Origin of the sequence: Rhizobium esperanzae, from assembly GCF_002204185.1 — a bacterium.
In the GTDB taxonomy this organism is placed as follows: domain Bacteria; phylum Pseudomonadota; class Alphaproteobacteria; order Rhizobiales; family Rhizobiaceae; genus Rhizobium; species Rhizobium esperanzae.
Genome location: NZ_MXPU01000018.1, coordinates 14,415 through 35,353 on the forward strand (window position 1 = coordinate 14,415; position 20,939 = coordinate 35,353).

The window sequence follows — 20,939 nt, forward strand, 5'->3', positions numbered from 1 at the left end:
GAACGATGGCTCGATAGAAGAAACCTATCGGATGCGGACCTAGCCGGTTTCCCTAAGGGCATGCCCGTTCTCGCGGGAATGCGCCAGAATACGGTTTCGGCCTTGCGTCTTGGCCTCATAGAGCGCGGCGTCGGCCTCGGCCAGCAGCCGGTTCGGGCTGGTCCGCAGGGTCGCGCCTGTGGCGCAGGATATGCCGATGCTGGCGGTGACCCGCGCGAATTCGCTGCCGGAATGAGTGATATTCTCCTGGGCCAGGCGACGCGCGAATTGTTCGGCGACGATCATCGCCCCCTTGGCGCTGGTGTCGGGAAGGAACACGGCGAATTCCTCTCCGCCGTAGCGCGCAACGATGTCCGCCGGCCGACTGACGGACTGGCGCAGACACTTGCTGACGACGCGCAGGCATTGGTCGCCGGCGGGATGGCCATAGGTATCGTTATAGGCTTTGAAGCGGTCGATATCGACCATCAGAAGGCTGAAAGGCGTATTCTTCGTGGCGCTGCCCGCCGTCTCACGCGCGAAGGCCTCGTCGAAAGCGCGGCGATTGACAATGCCGGTGAGCCCGTCGGTCTCGGCAAGATTCCTCAATTGCTCCGCCGACAGCCTGAGCGCGATCTCCGCCTGTTTCGTCGCCGTGATGTCCGAGACGACGGCCATCGCCGTGCCGTCTCCGGCAATCCTTGTGCGGATGCTGCGCCAATCACCGTTGTGAAGCTGAACCTCCTCATCCTTATTGCTGTGCAGAGTCGCGCTGGCGGTCTTGATCCACTCTTCCAGATCACCCTCTGCGATAGCAGGCCGCTCGCCGGTTTCGACGACGCGGCGCAGGATGTCGCCGATATGCGCGCCGACCACGCGGGCATCTCCGGAGAGCGGAAAGGCGTCGCGGTACTGTTCGTTGCAAAAGACAAGAAAGCCTTTGCTGTCGTACATGGCGATGCCATCGGACATGTTCGCCATCGCGTGCGACAGCAGGTTCTTGCTTTCGCGCAGCTCCCGCTCCAGCGCCGTGCGCTCGGTCACGTCGCGTGTCACGCCGGCAAGACCGATGATCCGTCCCTGCTTGTCCCTGAGCGGCACCTTGGAAGCAAGCAGGAAGCGGCCTTCGATCCGCTCGTTGGAGTCGATCAGCGGCGTCCCTGTCTCCATCACCTGCTGCTCAAGATGATACAATTCTTCAGCGAGCGGCTGCGACATCAGATTGAAATCCGACAATCCGGTCATCTCCGCCGTCGTTCTGAAACGGAAGAGGCGCGTCATGTTTTCATTGACGGTGATGAACCGGCTGTTTCGGTCCTTCACATAGAGATAGTCGGGCGACTGCGAAAATGCCGTCACCAAAATGCTGCGTTCCAGCTCCCATTGCTGCGTTTTCAAGAGCACGAAGCCGCCCAGCACGGTGGCCAGACAATTCAAAGCCGTCAGGGGAAAACCGACGCCGGCCAGCACATGAGCGGTCACCAGAGTGGGAAGCAGAGCCATCGATGCGACCAGCGCGCCGCCAAGGGCGAGGCTCAGCAACGCAACGTCCATGAGCACCGGAGATCTCTTGCGGGTCCAGAAATGGCCGGCCACGCCGATGCCTGCGGCAGCGGCCATCGTGACGATCCCGTCGAGCATGGCCGTGCCGCCGACGGCAAAGCGAAAGGCCATCGCCAGCGATGCCGCAACAGCCGCCGCGATCGGCCCACCGAACATGCCGGCCAATGCAAGCGGCGAAAATCGCAGATCGATATAGATGCCCGGATGAAACTCAACGGCCAGCAATATCGATCCGATGGAGGCGCCGCCGGCTATGATTCCGAAGGCGATCCTCTCCTGCATGAAGGACCGGCGCTGAAACTGAATCGAAAAGAGCGCCCAGAGCGACATTGCCAGGGATACGAAGGAAAGGTTGCCGCCGAATTGCGTCCAGATGCCATTCACTGCGTTGGATCCACCTTCCCAAACCATGTCACGAACCTGTTATACGACGAACTGGTTTGAGCTTCGTTAAATCGGGCAGCTGGATGCGCCATTCACCGGCTAATGCACCGGATATCGCGCTCTTCTACGGATGCTCGCTGGGTTGGTACCCTTGCCCGGGCCATCGCAGACCAAGGTTTGTCATTTTAGCTTCGTTTCCACCCAGAAGCGTTATTGGTTAGAATGCAGTGTCGGCCACGAACGGTAAACGAATGGGATGCGGGTACTTGACATGAAGACGCGACATTGGGATCGCAGGGGAGACGGCGGGCTTACCTTTACGGAATTGGGGTTCGGCACCGCGCCGCTCGGGAATCTTTATCAGGCGATAACCGATGAGGAGGCGGCAGCGGTATTGGATGCAGCCTGGCAAGACGGCATCCGCTACTTCGACACCGCGCCGCTCTATGGACTTGGCTGGCAGAGAGGCGGGTTGGCCGCTTCCTCGCAACGAAACAGCGTAAAGACTTCGTCGTGTCGACAAAAGTCGGCCGGCTCCTCAAGGTCTGCCGACCCGAACAGCGGACCGGCATCGGCAAATTCTTCGATACTCCCAATCGCCGAGAGGTATTTGACTATAGCTACGATGGCATCATGCGATCTTTCGAAGCCTCTTTCGAGCGCACCGGGCTCGACAGCTTCGATATCCTATTCGTGCACGATCTGGATGTCTTCAATCACGGCACCCCGGCGGCCTGCGACCATTATGTCGATCAATTCATGAGCGGTGGGTATCAGGCGATGACCTCACTACGCGACCAGGGAGTGGTGAAAGCCATTGGTGGCGGGATAAACGAGTGGGAGATGTGCCAGACGCTTGCCGAGCGTGGCGACTTCGATCTGTTTCTTCTTGCTGGACGATATACTTTGCTCGAGCAGGAGGCGTTGGAATCCTTTCTCCCCCTGTGCGTCGCCCGCAATATCGGCATCGTGCTCGGCGGGCCCTATAATTCCGGCATACTCGCGACAGGCCCGGTTGCCGGCGCGCAGTATAATTACTCTGACGCCCCGTCACACATCCTCGATAAAGTCGGGCGCATCGAGCACGTCTGTCTGAAATACAATGTCGCCCTCTCAGACGCGGCTCTCAACTTTCCGCTCTTCCATCCGGCTGTCGTTTCCGTCATCCCGGGTGGCCAGTCGATCGATCAAGTGGCGTCAAACGAACGCGCGCGGAACACACATATCCCTCACGAGCTGTGGGAGGACCTGAAATCGCTTGGCCTGATGCGAGGTGATGCGCCTGTCGGTGAGTCATAGGGCGCGCTGACCTAAACGTACTTGGAAACGGCGGCGGTTGACGCAGTTGCACGCGAAAAATCAATTGTGACAGCTCAGAGGCAGTGCAGTGTGACTAATTGGCAACCATAGGCCATGAGTGGAACCAAATCCTGCATCCGCGCGTCGTTCGGAATTACCTTCACAGCGGATGAGCAAATGGCCTTGCACATCAAACGAGTCTACGAGCCGAAAGAAGACCGGGACGGCACGCGTATTCTGGTCGACAGGTTGTGGCCGCGCGGGTTGAAGAAGCAGGAGGCGGCCGTCGATGTCTGGTTGAAGGAGATCGCGCCAAGCCCGGCGCTGCGCCGATGGTTCGGCCACGATCCCGCCAAATGGAGCGAGTTCCAGCGCCGCTATTGCGACGAGCTCAAAAAGAACTCGTCAGCTGTGGAGGAGCTCGGACGCCGAATCGGCGAATCGGACGACGTCACACTTCTCTATGCGGCAAAAGATCCACACCACAACCACGCGATCGTGCTCCAGCGCTTCATCGGCGACAACTGAAGCGGCCCGACAACCATTTCCCTCTGCGAAAATTTCCGGGAACCTTTTCGATCGATCTGCATCCAATGCTCGCATTCATCCGACATAGGAGACAGATCATGTTCAAACGAATTCTCGGCGCAACCTTCATCGCGGCATTGATCGGCACGGTCTCGATCGCCGCCGACGCCAAGCCGACCGACCCTCAGATCGCCCACATCGCCTATACGGCGGGGCAGATCGACGTCACCGCCGCCGAGCAGGCGTTGAAGAAGAGCAAAAACGCAGAAGTCATCGAATTCGCCAAAACCATGGAGCGCGACCACAAGGCCGTCAACGACCAGGCGCTCGCCCTCGTTAAGAAGCTGAAGGTGACGCCTGAGGACAACAAGATCAGCCAGTCGCTCTCGACCCAGGCGAGCAAGGAACTGAAGACGCTTGATGCCCTCGACGGTGCAGCCTTCGACAAGGCCTACGTCGAAAACGAAGTCGCTTATCACAAGTCAGTCAACGATGCCCTTGCCAAGGTGCTGATCCCTTCGGCTCAGAACAAGGAACTGAAATCGCTGCTGGAAACGGGCTTGACCCTGTTCAAGCAACACCAGACGCATGCCGAGCATCTCGCTTCGATGATCAAGTAGGGTCGTGATGCGATTGCTGATGACATTGCCGCCGCTGTTGTTGGCGCTGCTCTGGGCAAGCAGCGGAGTCGCCTCAGCGGCGGAATATCAGGTCACCATCGCAGGCATGAAATTCGGCGCACCGCCTGCCGAGCTGCATGTCGGCGATGTGATCGTCTGGCGAAACGATGATATATTCCGGCATACGGCGACGGCTCGCGACAAGAGCTTCGACGTCGATCTGCCGCCAAAATCGGAGGCGCGGATGACGGTCGGCCGGGCGGGAGCGGTCGATTTCTATTGCCGCTTTCATCCCGCCATGACGGGCAAACTGGACGTCCGGCCGTAAGGCCGGGCTCCGATCCAAAGCAATGCGGAGATTTGCATGACAGCCATTGCGGTTCCGGTCGCGCAACGCCGGCAGAATATATCAGCGCTCCCCGATGCCGAGCTCGTGTCCCTTGCAAAGCAGGGTGACGAGCCCGCCATCCGCGCCATTGTCCAGCGTCACAATCAGCGCCTGTTCCGCACCGCGCGCGCCGTCATCCGCAACGATTGGGAAGCGGAAGACGTCGTGCAGGCGGCCTATGTCAAGGCCTTCACCAATCTGGCGACATTCCGGGGCGAGGCCGAGCTTTCGACATGGCTGACCCGGATAACGCTTAACGAGGCGCTGGGCCGCGTGCGCGCACGAAAGAACACCACCGGGCTTGAGGAAATCGACATGCAGACGACATCGCGGGGCGGCGAAGTCCTCCAGTTCCCCTCCTCGCTCTCCGCGACCGATCCGGAAAGCGAGCTGTCGCGAAGCCAGGCGCGGCATCTTCTCGAACAGGCCGTCGACGACCTTCCGGACGAATTTCGAGCCATCTTCGTGCTGCGCGAGGTCGAGGGCATGAGCACCGAGGAGGCCGCATCCTATCTCGGCATCAAGCCTGAAACCGCCAAGACCCGGCTGCATCGGGCGCGCAAGCTGATGCGCCAGTCGATCGAGAAACAGCTCTCCGGCGCATTCTCTGCGCTGTTTCCCTTCGACGGCGCTCGTTGCGCCTCCATGGGCGATCGCGTCGTCGCAGCCCTTCGCCAGACATCGTGACATCCGGCATCAGCACGCGCTTGCTTCGACGCTGCACCGCGAGGCAGGCAGGCCGTATGCCTTCTCGAAATCATCAGGCATTCCAGACGGCGGCGCTGACTGCCTCGACCTTGCCCGCGCCGACGGCGAGTTTCTGCCGTGCATGAGGCAAGGGCGGGACCGGTGAATTCCGCCGCCCGCTATCAACCTTCGATGATCAGATTGCTTAGCTCGCCGTTCAATCTATCGAGTTCATCCAACACCTTCCGAATGTGCCTGAAGCATCTGATCGATGTCTGCAGCGCCGGACGGCTCACCTGTGGTCTGCGACTCGTTGGAGCCTATCGAGAGTTTGGAAACTGAATTTGGAAAGGGAATGATTTCGGCAATTTGCATTTCATTATTTCATATTCTGGAGGACGGGAAACGCTCATGTCTCCGTATCCGATGGCTCAAGGGCTGCGGGCTGCTTCATCGCCGGTCAACCGGAACAGTTCGCCATGTATTTCAATGAGTTGCGTATTGTTCGTATGGCAGTAAACGCCGGATCGGCCTTAACAAATCCTTAATTTCGCGCGTCTCGCACCTCACTTTGCGGCTTTGCTGTGCCAACCGGACAGAGCTGCGACAATCGGATAGCGCAACCGACGACTGCAGGCTCGGCTTGCCGACCGGGGCCGGGCCTGCGGAATCAGGAGGATGACTCGATCCGGCGCCGCCGCGATGAATAGTCGATGGACGGGCGCTCACCCGCGAGGCCACATCTCGTTGGGACTGGAGCCGCCCACCGGAGAGTGCCGCCGCAGGGCGATGATATCCGCTTTCGGCACTGCCTTGCTGTAAAGGAACCCTTGCGCCGAGCCGCATCCGTTTGCGGCGAGAAAGGCAGCCTGCTCGGCGGTTTCGACGCCTTCCGCCACGACATTCTGGCCGAGACAGCGCGCGATCGAGAGGATCGCCTTCACCAGTTCCTCATTGCGCCTGTCGGCGCTGTTGATGAAGGACCGGTCGATCTTCAGCGTGTCGATCGGAAAGCGCGCGAGGTAATTCAGCGCCGAATAGCCGGTGCCGAAATCGTCGATGGCGATCGAAAATCCCATGCTGCGAAGTTCGGAGAGCGTCTGCAGCGTCTCGTCCTTCTGATCGAGGAGAAGGCTTTCGGTGATTTCGATTTCGATCCATTCGGCGCGGCAACCGGTCTCGCCGAGAATCTCGGCGATCGACTTTACCAGTCCGGCGGATTGGAATTGTTTGACCGACAGGTTAATCGCCACCTTGTGCGGCGCCTGGCTGCCGGCATTCAATTCGACCGCGGCCTGGCAGGCCTCGCGCAGCACCCATCGCCCAAGCTCGACGATCAGTCCCGTATCTTCCGCGACCGGAATGAAGCGGTCGGGCGGGATCATGCCCATCTCGGCGTGGCGCCATCTCAGCAGGGCTTCGGATCCGACCATCGCGCCGCTGTCCAGAAGCACCTTCGGCTGGTAATGCAGTTCCAGCTCTCCGCGCTCGATCGCTCGGCGCAATTCCGATTCCAGCCGCATGCGTTCCTCGGCGTTCGCCGTCAGGTCCTTGGAATAGAAGCGAAAATTGTTTCGTCCCGAGCGCTTGGCGAGATACATCGCCGAATCCGCGTATTTCACCAGGTCATTGGCGTCGGCGCTGTCACCGGGATAGAGCGCAATGCCGACACTGCAGGAAATGAAGACCTCCTTGCCATCCAGCAGGAAGCCGTCCTTGAACTTCTCGAGAATGCTGCTGGCGATGCGGCCGAGATCATCGCCTTGCCTGAGATCCGGCAGCAGGATTGCGAACTCGTCGCCGCCAAGACGGGCGACGGTGTCGTAATCGCGCACACTCGCATTGAGGCGTGCGGCCGCCTGGCAGAGCAGCTCGTCGCCGACAGGATGGCCCATCGTGTCGTTGACCACCTTGAAATGGTCGATGTCGATCAGCATCACGCCGGCGCGCTCGCCCCGCGATCCGGCCGAGGTGATCATCTGCCGCAGCCGATCGTTGAACAGCGACCGGTTCGGCAGCGCGGTCAAGGGGTCGTAGAAGGCCATCTGGTGGATCTTTTGGCGCGAGGCATTCAGCTCGGTCACGTCACGCGCCACGCCAAGAACCCCGACGACCTCTCCCGCCGCATCCATGACCGGCACCTTGCGTGTTTCAAGAAGAATGGATTGGCCATTCTCCTGCGAAACCACCCACTCCTCATCGCTGAGGATGCACTCGCCGGCCCTGATCGCCGCCTTGTCCGACTCCCGAAAAAACCGAGCCCTTTCGATATCGAAGAGGTCGAAATCCGTCTTCCCGACAACCTCGGCTTCCGCCAATCCGGTCAGCCGCTCGAAGGTGTGGTTGCACAGGAGATAGAACCCATCCATGTCCTTGACCCAGATCATGTCGGGCATGGTTTGAAGCACGCTGAGCAACTGCGTCCGCACGGAATTGATGGCGTCTTCAGCCTGTTTTCGCTCGGTGATATCTCGCGAGAATGCCAGGAGCGTGGTGGCAGCGATCGGATCGGCGCTCGGTCGTCTCGCCACGGAAAGCTCGAACCACCGCGTTTCGCCGTTCGGCAGGGCGATGCAGATGCATCGGCCGTAGGCAACGCCCTCCTGGCCAGCGGTGCGAAGAGCCTCCATCGCGATGGCTGCCTGATCGGGCGCAAGAATCTCGTTGACCGTCTTGCCGAGCAGCATCTCCTTCTGCTGAGCCAGCAGTTCCGGGCTTCTTGTCCAGACCTGGAGATAGCGGCCGTCCTCATCCATCTCGAAAAGAACATCCGGGATGGCGATGAGGATACCTTCCGCGAATTCAAGCGCCTTCTTGAGTTCCTGCTCCGCCTGCTTGTGCTCGGTAATATCGACAACGGCGCCGATCAGGCCGGCCGGAGCGCCGTTTTCCCCTGGCAACACCGCCTTGTTGAAAACGACATTCCGCACCGCACCGTTCGCGGTCAGCATCTTTCGTTCGGAACGCTGAGCTCCACCTCTTTCGCAGAGCGCGTCATTATCGAAGAAATGGAGTTCAGCCAGGTGTTTCGAACTGAGATCGAAATCGGTTTTCCCGATGATCTCTTCGCGTCGGTAGCCGCAAAAATCTTCGAAAGCCTTGTTGCAGCCGAGATAGTGGCCAAGTGGGTTCTTGTAAAAAAGCGGAAGGGGGAATGGCCCCAGCAAAGCCTCGAGAAGCGCTTCCCGGTCAATTGCAACGTACTGATCTTGCATTCCTTTTCCCTGGCCCTCTCCATCTTGCATAAGACTGACGGGCTGCCGAGGCGACTGGAACGAGGACTTCGTCATGCGTTTACTCACTATGAGTAACAACCGGATATCTCATCCACCGGCTGCGTGTTCTTCCAAGAAAGCCGCCCAAGTCATTTGAGGGGCGCGGATCCGCTACATCAAGCACGTCGCTCGACCCGGAACACTGCGGTCAGAAAATTAAGAGATCGCTCCGCCTGCGGCGGCGCTGCAATTTTCAGCGCGCGATACGGATCATCCCAGCGCAAAGTGGATAGCTTTGTCGGCAAAATCCCGCCCGCTCGGTGCCGCAGTCCTGGGACGAGATCGTCGAGGCCGCCAAAAGGAACAAGGCTGCAGGACGCGTGCCCGCGCTCGGCGGTGCGCGATGGGAGGTGTCTCTCATCTTCAACGACATGTCTATCAGAAGTCCGGACTCGACAGTTGCGGCAAGCTCGGACTGGAGATGATCAAGGCCACGAAGGGTGAAGTCAGTGCTCAATCCCAAGCCATGCCGACCCAGATGTCGGAAGGCTGGATTGCCGTGGTGGGAGACTTTTTCAACAACAGGAACATGTCTTCGCAAGAGGTTCAAAGACGCTTGCACGATCTGCTGATGCAGCGCTGAGAGAGGCTCACTCCGCACACGCGACAGCGCAGCGAATATCCATAATTCGCAACCATGTCCAATAAGCGCAACAAACGGTATGTCGGCAGAGCATCTTCTATCGGAAATTGGGAATTTAACAAACCCTCAAGTTTTCTAGCTACATCTTGCTTTTGCTATTTTTTCTCTTGCATCACGGTGTGTTTTGCAGTCGGCTTTTTCATACTCACTTGCTCGAATTACGAGCGCCCTCCGCAGTCTCGGAAGGGACAGGGGCGGCAACGTCGCGATCGTCGTCGCCCTCAGCCTCGTTCCGATGCTCGTCGCAGTCGGTGCGAGCTTCGACTATATCCGCAGCTACAATGTCCGGCAGAGGATGCAGAGCGACCTTGACGCGGCCCTGATCGCAGCGGTCAAGCAGATCAACAACACCGAGGATACCGACGCTCTCAAAGAGAAGGTTGCCGACTGGTTCCACGCACAGGTGGACAATAGCTACACACTTGGCGATATCGACATCGACACCGTGAACCACAACATCACGGCGACGGCGAACGGCACCGTTCCGACGACATTCATGAAGATCGCCAATATCGAGACCGTTCCCGTCAGCGTGGCAAGCGCCGTCAAGGGCCCTGCCACGTCCTATCTCAATGTCTATATCGTCATCGACACATCGCCGTCGATGCTGCTGGCGGCAACGACGTCCGGCCAGTCAACCATGTATTCCGGTATCGGATGCCAGTTCGCCTGCCACACGGGTGATGCGCACACTGTCGGAAAGACGAAATACGCCAACAACTACGCGTACAGCACGGCAAAGAAGATAAAGCTGCGCGCCGACGTAGCTGGCGACGCCGTCCGTGAAGTGCTCGACATGATCGACGAATCCGACGAGAATCATGAACGGATCAAAGTCGGATTATACAGCCTGGGAGATACGCTTTCGGAGGTTCTCGCCCCCACGCTGAGCACGGATACGGCGCGCACCCGCCTCGCGGACAGCAGCTACGGCCTCACCAGCGCGACCTCGAAGGCCGCCACCTATTTCGACGTTTCCCTTGCGACCCTCAAACAGAAAGTCGGTGCCGGAGGAGACGGAACCTCCTCGGGCTCGCCGCTCAAGCTGGTTCTCCTGCTGACGGACGGCGTTCAGTCGAAGCGCGAATGGGTGACCGACGGAGTAGTATGGTCGAGCGGGAAAGCGATCTCCGGCTCGTATTGGAACAAGGTGGCGCCGCTCAACCCCGATTGGTGCGGCTATCTGAAAAATCAATCCAATACGATGGCCGTGCTTTATACCGAATATCTGCCGATCACCACGGACTGGGGCTATAACGCAACCGTCGGCTCGACCATGGCGAGCGCCAATTGGAAGAGTACCTGGGGCGGCACCATGGACAGCGGCGTGTCGACCAGCATTACGAGACGCGATTATATTCCCTACGCGCTTGCCGACTGCGCATCGTCGAAGAGCCTGTTCATATCGGCATCGTCGTCGACGGAAATCACAGCAGGCCTGTCGACGCTCTTCACTCAATATCTCTCTTCCGTCCGGCTGACCCAATGACCGCACGAAACCGCTTTGCACTGCTTCGCCGCCTGCTCGGCGATCGCAAGGGGGTGGCTGCGATCGAATTTGCGATCCTGGCCCTGCCGCTCTTCATCATGATCTTCGGCATCATCGAAGTGTCATTGATGTTCTTCGTCAACTCCTCGCTGGACGCTTCCGTTCATAAAATCTCCCGGATGATCCGCACCGGCGAGGTGGCGTCATCGAACATCACACTGGCCACTTTCAAGAGCAAAATTTGCGACGACATGCTTCTGTCCTTCAGTTGCTCCAGCGGTCTCGTCGTCAAAGTCAACGTGCTTTCCGACCTGTCGTCCGCCACCGGCGCCGATCCGATCGACAACAGCGGCAATCTCGCCGTCACCGAGACTTTTGATATCGGCAAGGGCAGCGATTACATTCTGGTGCAGGCGTTTCTGCCTTGGGAAGCTTCCGTCAATTTCTTCAGCCTGTCGAGCGCCAAGCTTTCGGACGGCCGCTATCTCCTTGGGTCCTCCGCTCTGTTTCGTAATGAGCCCTTCTGACATGATCACGAAACGGAACCTCGCCCTTCTCAGCCTCACCCGGTCCTGCATCGTTCACCTCGCATGCGACCGCACGGCCGCTTCGGGCGTGGAATTCGCACTGGTGCTGCCGATCCTGATCGTGTTGCTGTTCGGCACCGTCGATCTCGGCCATGCCCTCACCGTCAGCCGCAAAATAGACGAGATCGCTTCCAGTACAGGCGACATGATCGCGCAGCAGAGCACCTGGACGAAGACCGACGTCACCAAGCTTCTTTCCGGCGCGAGCTTCATCCTGCAGCCCTATGAGACCACTGGGCTGACAATCACGGTCACGGTCAACGATATCGACAACAGCGGCAAAGCGACGGTCAACTGGTCCGCCGCGTTCAACACCACGTCGCTCGCTTCTGGCACGGCAAGCGCGATCGACATACCGGCGAAGATCCAGGAGACCGGCGTCCAGGTGGTGCTGACGCGGGTACAATACACATTGACGACACCGGTGTCGGCGTTTTTCTCGAACTTCACCGGACAGAACGGCTACAGCTTCGACCACCATTTCTTCAATCGCCCACGCGTGAGCGACACGATCAGTTACAACTAGTGCATATGCGCGAGTCGCTTCAGAGGCGATCCAGCGCTTGGCCCTGTCGCAGGCCAATTACCCGAGATCGAGCCGGCTCACCCGGCGACCTTGACGATGCCGTAGGGATTGAACTTGAACTCGTCCATTTCATAGGTTGAATCGAAGGAGAGGCTTGCGCCCCGCGCCTTGAGCGTCCGATCGAGACCCTGCTTGCCGATCTCGTCGGCAACTGCATCGATGATGGCGACGACCTGCCTTTCGCTGCCCGCCGTCTCCGGCACATAGACCTCCGGCAGCCCCACGAGATGGAAGCCGACGCTTTCCAGATAACCGCGCGCCGAGAGCGGCCGCTTTGCGAAGGCCAGACGACCGACGCGCTGCTGGGCGAGCGGATCACCGGCGTTCTGCGCTTCGACGCCTTGGCCGATCAGCTCTCTCCATCGATCCAATCCATGTGCGATGCCGGCGCTTTCGCCCTTGACGGCAACCGCTCCCGCCTCGATCAACCGCTCGACGAGGCGCAGGGCCGTCATCGACACCTCGACGGTGTCTGCTCGCGCCATGCTCGGCCCGAGGACATAGAGGACGGATTGATGATCGGCGACGGCTTTCTCGTCCGCCTCGTTCCATGCATCGGGTTCGACCCGGTCCCAGCAGACATCGAATGACCGGCTCATGCGGTCATCCGGCTCTGCCTGCGAATAATCCTCATCGACGCTGAACCCGGTGGCGAAATCACGGATCGCTTGGGCTGCCGCTACGGACAAGCGGCTGAGGTCGCGATCCCTCCCGAGAAAACAGAGGACATGCCGGGGCGTCACCGACGACGCCTCCTCCTGGGTGATCGTTTCCGGGCTGGCTTGCGCAGCGAAAGACGGTTTCCAGCCGATCATGGCCCATAGGGACCCCAACAGCGCGCGACGCAGGATATGCAAGAGCGATGCCTCCGTTCGGTCGAATCTTTACAGCTTGCGCTTGTAAACACATGACGTCCGAAACGAAAGCGGGATCATCGCCCAGGCGATGCGTCGCGCCCCTTAGCTCAGGCCCAGATGTCCCCTGGGGTGAACCCTTCGGTGAAGGGATCGTCATTGTCCAGAACGAGGGTGTTCAGGCCGAAGATCCAGCTGGTGCCGGTCAGGGTCGGGACGACGGCGGATCTATCGCCGATCCTTGCTTCTTCGACCAGCCTGCCGGTGTAGATATTGCCGAGGATCCCCTGATGCCGGAAATCCTGATTGAGCGGCAACTCGCCCTTCGCATGCAGAACGGCCATCTTCGCGCATGTGCCAGTGCCGCAGGGGCAGCGATCGAGCGCTCCCGTCCAGGTTGCGGGATCGTCCCAGGAAAGATCACCCGTCGCCATCGTCACCGTGTTCTTCCAGTCGGCGTTCGGATCATCCGTTGGTCCCGACAGCTGCGAGATCGTGATGCCGACACCGGGATAATGCGGATGGGCAACCGGCAACTGTTCGATGGCCGCCTGCCGGATCATCGCGGAAACACGCGCGATCTCCCGCCCGTGCGCCGGGATCAGTTCGAGGCCTTTGAACTGTCTGACATCCGCGATAACATAGAACATCCCGCCCCAGCCGACATCGACGGTCACCTTTCCAAGATGCGGCACATCGATGACGGCATCGAGATGGGCGGCAAAGGCCTGGACGTTCTTGAAGGTGACGTTCTTGACCGTGCCGTTGCTGCATTCCGCTTTGACGCGGATCAGGCCGGCGGGCGCCTCGAGCACCAGCTCGGTGATCGGCTCCCTCATCGGAAGCATGCCCATTTCCAAAAGCACGGTCACGACCGAAATGGTATTGCCGCCGGACATCATCGGATATTCGACCTGCTCGAGAATGATATAGCCGGCATCGGCTTCCGCGTGACAGGGCGGCACGATGATGTTGCAGCAATGGGCGGGATAGCCGCGCGGCTCGCGCAGCATCAGCTTGCGCAGCTGATCGTCGTTGCTCTCCAGCCATTTCATCTTCTCATAGACAGAATTGCCGGGAATATGCGGAATGCCGCCAGTGACCACCCGCATCGGCGTGCCCGCGTGGGTATCAGGATGTCGGCGCGCCTCGAGGTGACCGCCAGGCGGGTCTCGTCGTTGCCGGGCAGGCGCATGATCGTGGCGTTCTTGACCGCCGCGGAAATGGCCTTGTCCTGGGCCGTGCCTGACATGACCGCAAGAGTTACGCCCGCCTTGTCTATATCGGCCACCGAAGCGGCGCCGGCCGCGATCTTCGGATTGTTTTTATTGTAGGCGAGCGAGATCTGATACTCCATCGCCGGGATCGAGAACTGCACGGCCATGGCGCGCGCCGGCGTCCGGTTAAGCGCGAGCGACAGATCCCATTTGCCCGCCTGCAGACCGGCGACGATATTGTCCCAGGTCGTATCGACGAATTCAGGCTTCACCTTGAGGACGTCGGCAAACTCCTTGCAGAGATCGGCGAAGAAGCCGGTGTACTCGCCCGTCGCCGGATCGCGCATGACATAGGGCGGCGCGACAGCCGCGCCGCAGCGCAAAGCGCCTGCCTTCTGCACGCCCTGCCAATATCTCTCGGCGGTCTGGGCGTGGGCGGCGGTTGCGGAAAGACCTGCCATCAGGGCGAGCGCGGGCAGCGCCCGCAGGGGGACGTTATCAAAGAAAGCATTGGGCATTCCTCTTTTGTTGTGCGCGAAGCGCGCGGTTCCACTCGTCGGCTGTGGCCGTTTCTGCTGTTTTCTTGTCGGCTGCGTGTCGACTAGCACAAATATGTCAACAGCGTGTCGACAAAGTCAAGCCGAAAAATTACATTGCCGACACGCTGTTTTTCTGGCCCAATGGATCTGTCGTCGAGAGAAAGGGACTTAAGTGTCTGAAGAATCGGAAGTGAAACGCATCCGCGGGACCGGCTGGAAAAGCGTCTATGAAACGCTGCGCAACGAGATCCTGTCGCTCGCTCTGCCGCCCGGTCAGCTTCTCGACGAGATGACGCTGGCCGAACGTTTCGACATGTCGCGCTCGCCGGTGCGCGAAGCGCTGATCAGGCTCGGCGCCGACGAGCTGGTGGTGACGCTTTCCAACCGCAGCACGATCGTCGCGCCGATCGAAGTCGCGACCTTTCCGAAATATGTCGAGGCGCTCGACATCGCCCAGCGGATGAATACGCGGCTTGCCGCGGCGCTCCGGACGGAGGCCGATCTGAAGATCATCGCCAAGCGGCTGAAGTCGTTCGAGGCTGCGGTCAAGACAGGCAATCACCTCGCCATGTCGGAAGCCAACAAGGAATTCCACATGGCGATCGCCCATGCCGGAAAAAATCAGTATTTGGCCTCATTCTACGAGAAGCTTCTGTCGCAGGGCCAGCGCATGCTGCACCTGCATTTTGAATATCTGGAGCGGACGCACGAAGGCCATCTGCTGACCGACGAGCACACGCTGATGCTCGACGCCATCAGGGACAAGAACGTCGATCTGGCCGACGAACTCGCCCACGCCCATACGCGCCAATTCCAGGATAATTTCATCAACTTCATGCGCGAGAACTACACGACGGATGTCGCGCTGGGACCGCTGCGAGCTGCGGAGTAACGACGTGATGATCAACAGCATTGGATTCGTCGGCACCGGCGCGATCACCGAAGCGATGGTTCGCGGGCTTCTGGCCGCACCGGCCTACGCATCCGAGATCCACGTGTCGCCGCGGAGCGCACACATTGCCGCGACATTGGCCCAGGAGTTCGACGCCGTCAGGATTGCCGGGGACAACCAGACTGTCGTCGATCGCAGCGACATGGTGTTCCTGGCGATTCGACCGCAGATCGCCGAGGAGGTCGTACGGGCGCTTTCGTTCAGAACCGGCCAGGTGGTTGTCAGCCTCGTCGCAGCGACCGAGCGCCAGGCTCTTCTCGATTGGATCGGCACCGACGTCCACCTCGTCCAGGCCATCCCCCTGCCCTTCGTCGCACAGCGGCAAGGCGTCACCGCCATTCTCCCGCCCGATGCCGCCGTCGCGGCGCTGTTCGATACGCTCGGAACCGCCGTCCAGTGCCAGTCGAAAAAGGAATATGATCTGCTCGCGGCGGCGAGCGCACTGATGTCGACCTATTTCGGCATCATGGAAACCACAGCCGTCTGGCTGGAAAAAAGCGGCCTGGAAAGGCCGAAAGCAAATGCCTACATCGCGCCGCTTTTCGCAAGCCTGGCGCAGAAGGCCAACAGCCCAGGCACCGAGCCGTTCAGCGCGCTAAGCCGCGAATTCGCCACCAAGGGCGGATTGAACGAGCAGGTTCTCTCCGACGTCGACAAGAAGGGCGGCCTTGCTGCGCTGACCGCGGCACTCGACGGTGTGCTCGCCCGCATCGAGGGCCGCAGCGACTGAAGCGCATGCACCCTAAGCGAATATCCCTTACCGTCCTGTTCACAGTCGCCTCGATTTTGGGCCAGGCGATTTTAGCCCGCGCCGAACCGGTGGAGCGACCGACCATTTCCGCCATTATTCTCTCCGTCTCACCTCGGACCGTCCGTTGGGCCACCGTCCACACGGCTCCCGATCCCGGGGAAGACGATCCCTATTACCACGTCGAGGTGATCGAGAAGGAGCGACGCACGCCGCCATGGCAATTCAAACGGCTTGCCACCCATGTCGTAGTGACGGCGGATGCGTTGAACAGGAGCCGCTCGCGACAGAAAGCCAGGACCTATTTTTACAAAGATATCGAATTCCGTATCGCCTACCAGAACTGGCGCGCCCAGCCTCGCCCACAGCGGGAGGCGGGTGTTTGCCGCACCACGATCCTCGAATGCGTCGGCGTCGCCGGCAAGCCTGACTGATTTCCGCTCCGCCATCAAAAATCGCGGTTGCAATAATCGAAGAAATGCAATTTACCTCTGACGATGAGTCACGAAACTACTTTTGCTAGAGAAAATATCCTCGCCCGGCCGCCGGCGGCAGGGTGGCCGAATTTCTCCGGCCTGCCGGTTCCGGCCGATCGCGATCGCATTCCCTCCAATTAGCTGATCTGACGAACCGTGACGTCCCCGCCGCTCTGCGAGCAGAGCGGCGCCGGCGCATATTCCATGTATTCCCCCGCATCTACTTTCAACACAAGGACATCTCCATGAAGCATCTGCGCAATTTTCACCTGATGATGGCAAGCACCGCGTTCCTGACACTGGCTGGCCCGGCGCTGGCCCTCGACGGCACGGATATGATGAAGAAGCTTAGCGCCGCAACCAACGCCGGCGGCACGGTCATCACCTTCGAGAAGGCTGAAGTCGACGGCGACACGGTGAAGGCAACAGGCGTCCAGGTGGGATTTGCGAACCTGCCCGGCGACACGCTGAAGATCGGCGACCTCACCTTCGAGGGCGTCGAGGAAAAAGAAGGCGGCGCCTATTACGCCAAGACACTTTCCTTCCCGGATGTCGATATCAGCCAGGACGGCGGACGCTTTTCCGCCAAGGAGATTCTGTTCACCGGCCTGACGATTCCCGCCAATGCGACCGGCGAGACGCTGGACGATATCCTCCTCTATGAAACCGCCAGCACCGGGCCGATCGCGCTCAACATCAAGGGCAAGGATGTGCTTGCGATCGAAGGCGTCGAGGCAAATATGGGACGCCAGGACGGCGGCTTTGCCTACGACGCCAACGTCGCCGGCTTCAAGGCCGACCTGTCGCAAGTCGAGGACGCGGCTGCGAAGGAGGCCATCGAGAAGCTCGGACTGACGACGCTCGACGGCACCATGACGATGAAGGGAAGCTGGGAAGTCGAAAGCGGCAAGGTTGTCCTCGACGAATATGCTTTCGATTTCAAGAATGTCGGCCGGCTGAACTTCGCCGTCGACTTCTCCGGTTATACGCTCGGCTTCATCAAGTCGCTGCAGGAGGCGGTCAAGACAGCCGAAGCCAATCCGAACAAGGAAGAGGCCAACCAGGCGGCCGGACTTGCGATGATGGGGCTGATGCAGCAGCTGACGTTCAACAGCGCCTCGATCCGCTTCGACGACGCCTCAATCACCAAAAAGGCGCTCGATTATGCCGGCGCGAAGCAGGGCGTCACAGGCGACGAACTGGCACAATCGCTGAAGGCGCTGGTTCCGATGATGATGGCGCAACTCAACGTGCCGGAACTGCAAAGCCAGATATCGGCAGCCCTCAACACCTATCTCGACGGGCCGAAGAGCCTGACGATCAGCGCCGCTCCGGAAAAGCCCGTTCCCGTGCCGATGATCGTCGGAGCAGCCATGGGTGCGCCGAACACCATTCCTACGGTGCTCGGCGTCAAGGTATCGGCGAACGACTAGGTCAAGATCAACCGCCGAAGGCGTATCTTTACCGATCCGCCTTCGGGATCATCCTTCCGAAACCACTGCGAGCATTTTCTGAATTGCGTTAAAACGTCGGCGGCGTGCAGGCGCTGATAACCTCGCAGGGCACCGGTCCGACGCAGCGGAACCGATGCGGACGCCGGCTTTCGAAATAATAAGCGTCTCCCGGTCCAAGGATCCGCCGCTCGTCGTCGACCGTGACCTCGAGTCTTCCCGAGAGCACGATCCCGCCCTCCTCCCCTTCGTGAACAAGGGGAATTTTTCCGGTGTCGGCACCCGGCTGGTAGCATTCCCTGAGCATCTGCAGGCTGCGCCCGAACAGGGTTTCGCCGACTTGCTTGTAGGAAATGGCACCCTTGCCGATCTCCACCAGTTCTTCGGCGGCGTAAAAGGCCTTTTTCGGACGCTCCGGTTCGAAGGCGAAGAATTCCGCCAGCCCGATCGGAATGCCGTCGAGGATTCGCTTCAGAGCTCCGACCGAAGGATTGGAGGCATTCGATTCGATCAGCGAGATCGTCGAGTTCGGTACACCGGTGCGTTTGGCGAGCTCACGCTGGGAAAGCTTATGGGCGATGCGCAGGTGGCGAAGGCGGCTGCCGATGTCGACTGACATGATGGATCCGTTTGCGTTGTCCAGAATATCCGAAAATCTATCTCCTTCGTTGTTCAATTTCAATGACTTGCACACACAAAGAAAAGGACTTGTTTGAAGGATGGAAATTGCCATTCTCCGGGCGATTTCAAAGGAGGCCAGGATGGACCAGATCAGCAAGACGAACGCGCCCGTACTCGAAAACTTCTGGATGCCGTTCACCGCCAATCGGCAATTCAAGATCGCGCCGCGCCTCCTGGCCGCTGCCGAAGGGATGTATTACACCGACGTCGATGGAAACCGGGTGCTGGACGGCACGGCCGGGCTCTGGTGCTGCAACGCCGGCCACGGCCGCAAGAAGATCGCCCAGGCGGTCGAGCGGCAGCTTGCCACCCTCGACTACGCGCCGACATTCCAGATGGGGCATCCGATCGCCTTCGACTTCGCCGCGAAGCTCGCGGCAACCGCACCGGGCGGGGCTGACGCCAAGCTCGACCGGGTCTTCTTCACCGGCTCGGGCTCGGAATCGGTCGACACGGCGTTGAAGATCGCCATCGCCTATCAGCGCGCGATCGGCCAGGGTACGCGCACCCGGATCATCGGCCGGGAAAAAGGCTATCACGGCGTCGGCTTCGGCGGCATTTCCGTCGGCGGTCTCGTCAATAATCGGCGGGTCTTCCCGCAGATACCGGCCGACCACATGCGCCATACGCTCGACGTCGAGCGCAACGCGTTTTCGAAGGGGCTTCCCGCCCATGGCGTCGAACTGGCCGACGATCTCGAACGCCTGGTGCAGCTGCACGGCGCCGAAACCATCGCCGCCGTCATCGTCGAGCCGATGGCGGGATCGGCAGGCGTTATCCTGCCGCCGAAGGGCTATCTGGAGAAGCTGCGCGCGATCGCCGACAAGCACGGCATCCTGCTGATCTTCGATGAAGTCATCACCGGCTTCGGGCGTCTCGGCACAGCTTTCGCGGTGGATTATTTCGGCGTCGTGCCCGATCTGGTCACCACGGCGAAGGGCCTGACCAACGGCGCCATCCCCATGGGCGCAGTCTTTGCCAGCCGTAAGGTCCATGACGGACTTATGGTCGGACCTGACAATGCGATCGAACTCTTCCACGGCTATACCTATTCCGGCCATCCGGTTGCCTGCGCCGCGGGGCTCGCGACCCTCGAAATCTACGAGGAAGAAGGGCTGCTGACGCGTGCATCCGACCTGGCCGAGTATTGGCAGGACGCCCTCCATTCGCTGAAGGGGCTGCCTGGTGTGGTCGACATCCGCAATCTCGGACTGGTCGGCGCAATCGAACTCGCTCCGCGTGACGGGGCACCGGGAACCCGCGCCTACGACGTCTTCGTCGATTGCTTCAAGAAGGGCCTGCTGATCCGCGTGACCGGCGATATCATCGCGCTTTCTCCGCCGCTGATCGTCGAGAAAGACCAGATCGACACGATCGTCTCGACGATCGGCGATGCACTGAAGCGCGCGGCATAATCCCTCCGTTTCCTGCCGATGCGGTGGCGACCCGGCCGCCGCATCGGCTTACTCCAGAGGCACGCCAAGCCCGACCTTGACCCGGTCCATCGCAACAAAGGTGCGGAAGCGCTTGACATTGTTGTTGCCGAAGAAGAGCCGCCGGGTGAGTGCCTCGTAATCGGCCATCGACGGCACGACGATGACAAGGATGAAATCCGCTTCGCCCGTGACGTAATAACATTGCTGGATTTCCGGCGCGGCTGCGAACTCCGTCTTCGCCCGCTCGATCTGATCGGCGGTTTCGCTGATCACCTCCACCTCGACGAAGATCGTGATCGACTGCCCGACAGCCTCCGGCGCGACAACCGAGACATCCGCTCGGATCACTCCCTCCTCCCGCATCCGCTTGATCCGGCGCTGAACGGCCGGCGCGGACAGGTTCACCGCATCTCCGATCGTACGCTGCGGGGTCATATTGTCCCGCTGGAGAATGGCGAGGATCTTGCGATCAAAGACATCGAGCGGCGAGTGCTGAACGCGCTTGTTCAAACGGGGGCTCCCACGAAACAAAATTGCAAGCCGACGGCCTGATATCA

At 60.0% G+C, this 20,939-nt stretch carries 19 protein-coding genes and 2 pseudogenes; 14 read left to right on the top strand and 7 right to left on the bottom strand.

Going from position 1 to position 20,939, the window contains the following annotated elements:
* Window positions 1–39 precede the first annotated feature (39 nt).
* Window positions 40–1,953, bottom strand: a complete 1,914-nt coding sequence (locus B5E41_RS23425; protein ID WP_176439467.1) for a diguanylate cyclase — start codon at window positions 1,951–1,953, stop codon at window positions 40–42.
* Between the two features lie 244 nt (window positions 1,954–2,197).
* Between B5E41_RS23425 and B5E41_RS23430 the strand changes: the two are divergent.
* The 5 genes and pseudogenes from B5E41_RS23430 (at window position 2,198) to B5E41_RS23450 (ending at window position 5,448) form a co-directional block, all read left to right on the top strand.
* Window positions 2,198–3,225: pseudogene (locus B5E41_RS23430) on the top strand (aldo/keto reductase).
* Window positions 3,226–3,402: 177 nt separating this feature from the next.
* Window positions 3,403–3,753 (top strand): DUF488 domain-containing protein, encoded by a 351-nt coding sequence (locus B5E41_RS23435; RefSeq protein ID WP_088396267.1) that lies wholly within the window; start codon window positions 3,403–3,405, stop codon window positions 3,751–3,753.
* A gap of 98 nt (window positions 3,754–3,851) precedes the next feature.
* Window positions 3,852–4,373 carry a DUF4142 domain-containing protein gene (locus B5E41_RS23440; RefSeq protein WP_088396268.1) on the top strand — a complete coding sequence of 174 codons (522 nt, stop codon included), beginning with the start codon at window positions 3,852–3,854 and terminating at the stop codon, window positions 4,371–4,373.
* Window positions 4,374–4,380: 7 nt separating this feature from the next.
* Window positions 4,381–4,701 (top strand): cupredoxin domain-containing protein, encoded by a 321-nt coding sequence (locus tag B5E41_RS23445; RefSeq protein WP_088396269.1) that lies wholly within the window; start codon window positions 4,381–4,383, stop codon window positions 4,699–4,701.
* Between the two features lie 36 nt (window positions 4,702–4,737).
* On the top strand, window positions 4,738–5,448 hold the full coding sequence (locus B5E41_RS23450) for an RNA polymerase sigma factor (protein ID WP_088396270.1): 711 nt from the start codon (window positions 4,738–4,740) through the stop codon (window positions 5,446–5,448).
* Between the two features lie 725 nt (window positions 5,449–6,173).
* Here the strand turns inward: B5E41_RS23450 and B5E41_RS23455 are convergent.
* The gene (locus B5E41_RS23455; protein ID WP_245303137.1) at window positions 6,174–8,663 is read right to left on the bottom strand and encodes a sensor domain-containing protein; all 2,490 of its coding nucleotides are present in this window, start codon (window positions 8,661–8,663) and stop codon (window positions 6,174–6,176) included.
* 481 nt (window positions 8,664–9,144) lie between these two features.
* Between B5E41_RS23455 and B5E41_RS23460 the strand changes: the two genes are divergently transcribed.
* The 4 genes from B5E41_RS23460 to B5E41_RS23475 all read left to right on the top strand — a co-directional run bounded on the left by B5E41_RS23460 (window position 9,145) and on the right by B5E41_RS23475 (window position 11,968).
* Entirely contained in the window at window positions 9,145–9,306 is a 162-nt protein-coding gene (locus tag B5E41_RS23460) for an ABC transporter substrate-binding protein (RefSeq protein ID WP_088396354.1), read from the top strand.
* Between the two features lie 184 nt (window positions 9,307–9,490).
* A complete protein-coding gene (locus tag B5E41_RS23465) occupies window positions 9,491–10,855 on the top strand; it encodes a TadE/TadG family type IV pilus assembly protein (protein WP_088396271.1) in 1,365 nt (454 codons plus the stop codon).
* Entirely contained in the window at window positions 10,852–11,382 is a 531-nt protein-coding gene (locus tag B5E41_RS23470) for a TadE/TadG family type IV pilus assembly protein (protein ID WP_088396272.1), read from the top strand. Before B5E41_RS23465 ends, B5E41_RS23470 begins: the two co-directional genes overlap by 4 nt.
* A gap of 1 nt (window position 11,383) precedes the next feature.
* The gene (locus tag B5E41_RS23475; RefSeq protein WP_088396273.1) at window positions 11,384–11,968 is read left to right on the top strand and encodes a TadE/TadG family type IV pilus assembly protein; all 585 of its coding nucleotides are present in this window, start codon (window positions 11,384–11,386) and stop codon (window positions 11,966–11,968) included.
* 77 nt (window positions 11,969–12,045) lie between these two features.
* On the opposite strand, the gene B5E41_RS23480 is transcribed toward B5E41_RS23475, so the two are convergent.
* The 3 genes and pseudogenes from B5E41_RS23480 to B5E41_RS23490 all read right to left on the bottom strand — a co-directional run.
* The gene (locus B5E41_RS23480) at window positions 12,046–12,885 is read right to left on the bottom strand and encodes a hypothetical protein (RefSeq protein ID WP_088396274.1); all 840 of its coding nucleotides are present in this window, start codon (window positions 12,883–12,885) and stop codon (window positions 12,046–12,048) included.
* A gap of 107 nt (window positions 12,886–12,992) precedes the next feature.
* The gene (locus tag B5E41_RS23485) at window positions 12,993–13,994 is read right to left on the bottom strand and encodes a proline racemase family protein (RefSeq protein ID WP_088396275.1); all 1,002 of its coding nucleotides are present in this window, start codon (window positions 13,992–13,994) and stop codon (window positions 12,993–12,995) included.
* 17 nt (window positions 13,995–14,011) lie between these two features.
* A pseudogene (locus B5E41_RS23490) lies at window positions 14,012–14,610 on the bottom strand (transporter substrate-binding domain-containing protein); the annotation flags it as partial.
* Window positions 14,611–14,810: 200 nt separating this feature from the next.
* Here B5E41_RS23490 and B5E41_RS23495 point away from each other — a divergent pair.
* The 4 genes from B5E41_RS23495 (at window position 14,811) to B5E41_RS23510 (ending at window position 18,247) form a co-directional block, all read left to right on the top strand.
* The gene (locus B5E41_RS23495) at window positions 14,811–15,530 is read left to right on the top strand and encodes a GntR family transcriptional regulator (RefSeq protein WP_088396276.1); all 720 of its coding nucleotides are present in this window, start codon (window positions 14,811–14,813) and stop codon (window positions 15,528–15,530) included.
* Between the two features lie 4 nt (window positions 15,531–15,534).
* Window positions 15,535–16,320 carry a pyrroline-5-carboxylate reductase gene (locus B5E41_RS23500; protein ID WP_088396355.1) on the top strand — a complete coding sequence of 262 codons (786 nt, stop codon included), beginning with the start codon at window positions 15,535–15,537 and terminating at the stop codon, window positions 16,318–16,320.
* A gap of 5 nt (window positions 16,321–16,325) precedes the next feature.
* A complete protein-coding gene (locus B5E41_RS23505) occupies window positions 16,326–16,772 on the top strand; it encodes a DUF5086 family protein (protein WP_088396277.1) in 447 nt (148 codons plus the stop codon).
* 287 nt (window positions 16,773–17,059) lie between these two features.
* Window positions 17,060–18,247 (top strand): hypothetical protein, encoded by a 1,188-nt coding sequence (locus B5E41_RS23510; RefSeq protein WP_088396278.1) that lies wholly within the window; start codon window positions 17,060–17,062, stop codon window positions 18,245–18,247.
* Window positions 18,248–18,335: 88 nt separating this feature from the next.
* Here the strand turns inward: B5E41_RS23510 and B5E41_RS23515 are convergent, their stop codons facing one another.
* Window positions 18,336–18,884, bottom strand: coding sequence for a cupin domain-containing protein (locus tag B5E41_RS23515; protein WP_088396356.1), 549 nt, complete (start codon window positions 18,882–18,884; stop codon window positions 18,336–18,338).
* A gap of 142 nt (window positions 18,885–19,026) precedes the next feature.
* On the opposite strand from B5E41_RS23515, the gene aptA reads away from it, so the two are divergent.
* On the top strand, window positions 19,027–20,361 hold the full coding sequence (gene aptA / locus B5E41_RS23520) for an omega-aminotransferase AptA (protein WP_088396357.1): 1,335 nt from the start codon (window positions 19,027–19,029) through the stop codon (window positions 20,359–20,361).
* Window positions 20,362–20,409: 48 nt separating this feature from the next.
* Here the strand turns inward: aptA and B5E41_RS23525 are convergent, their stop codons facing one another.
* A complete protein-coding gene (locus tag B5E41_RS23525) occupies window positions 20,410–20,892 on the bottom strand; it encodes an Lrp/AsnC family transcriptional regulator (protein WP_245303138.1) in 483 nt (160 codons plus the stop codon).
* Window positions 20,893–20,939: the final 47 nt, after the last annotated feature.

Excerpts from the sequence above, each read along its gene's own strand:
- B5E41_RS23460 (WP_088396354.1), top strand. The coding sequence starts at position 9,145 with ATGATCAAGGCCACGAAGGGTGAAGTCAGTGCTCAATCCCAAGCCATG.
- B5E41_RS23510 (WP_088396278.1), top strand. The coding sequence starts at position 17,060 with ATGAAGCATCTGCGCAATTTTCACCTGATGATGGCAAGCACCGCGTTC.
- B5E41_RS23515 (WP_088396356.1), bottom strand. The coding sequence starts at position 18,884 with ATGTCAGTCGACATCGGCAGCCGCCTTCGCCACCTGCGCATCGCCCAT.
- B5E41_RS23440 (WP_088396268.1), top strand. The coding sequence starts at position 3,852 with ATGTTCAAACGAATTCTCGGCGCAACCTTCATCGCGGCATTGATCGGC.
- B5E41_RS23425 (WP_176439467.1), bottom strand. The coding sequence starts at position 1,953 with ATGGTTTGGGAAGGTGGATCCAACGCAGTGAATGGCATCTGGACGCAA.
- B5E41_RS23455 (WP_245303137.1), bottom strand. The coding sequence starts at position 8,663 with ATGCAAGATCAGTACGTTGCAATTGACCGGGAAGCGCTTCTCGAGGCT.
- B5E41_RS23505 (WP_088396277.1), top strand. The coding sequence starts at position 16,326 with ATGCACCCTAAGCGAATATCCCTTACCGTCCTGTTCACAGTCGCCTCG.
- B5E41_RS23445 (WP_088396269.1), top strand. The coding sequence starts at position 4,381 with ATGCGATTGCTGATGACATTGCCGCCGCTGTTGTTGGCGCTGCTCTGG.
- B5E41_RS23450 (WP_088396270.1), top strand. The coding sequence starts at position 4,738 with ATGACAGCCATTGCGGTTCCGGTCGCGCAACGCCGGCAGAATATATCA.
- B5E41_RS23470 (WP_088396272.1), top strand. The coding sequence starts at position 10,852 with ATGACCGCACGAAACCGCTTTGCACTGCTTCGCCGCCTGCTCGGCGAT.
- aptA (WP_088396357.1), top strand. The coding sequence starts at position 19,027 with ATGGACCAGATCAGCAAGACGAACGCGCCCGTACTCGAAAACTTCTGG.
- B5E41_RS23435 (WP_088396267.1), top strand. The coding sequence starts at position 3,403 with ATGGCCTTGCACATCAAACGAGTCTACGAGCCGAAAGAAGACCGGGAC.
- B5E41_RS23475 (WP_088396273.1), top strand. The coding sequence starts at position 11,384 with ATGATCACGAAACGGAACCTCGCCCTTCTCAGCCTCACCCGGTCCTGC.
- B5E41_RS23485 (WP_088396275.1), bottom strand. The coding sequence starts at position 13,994 with ATGCGGGTGGTCACTGGCGGCATTCCGCATATTCCCGGCAATTCTGTC.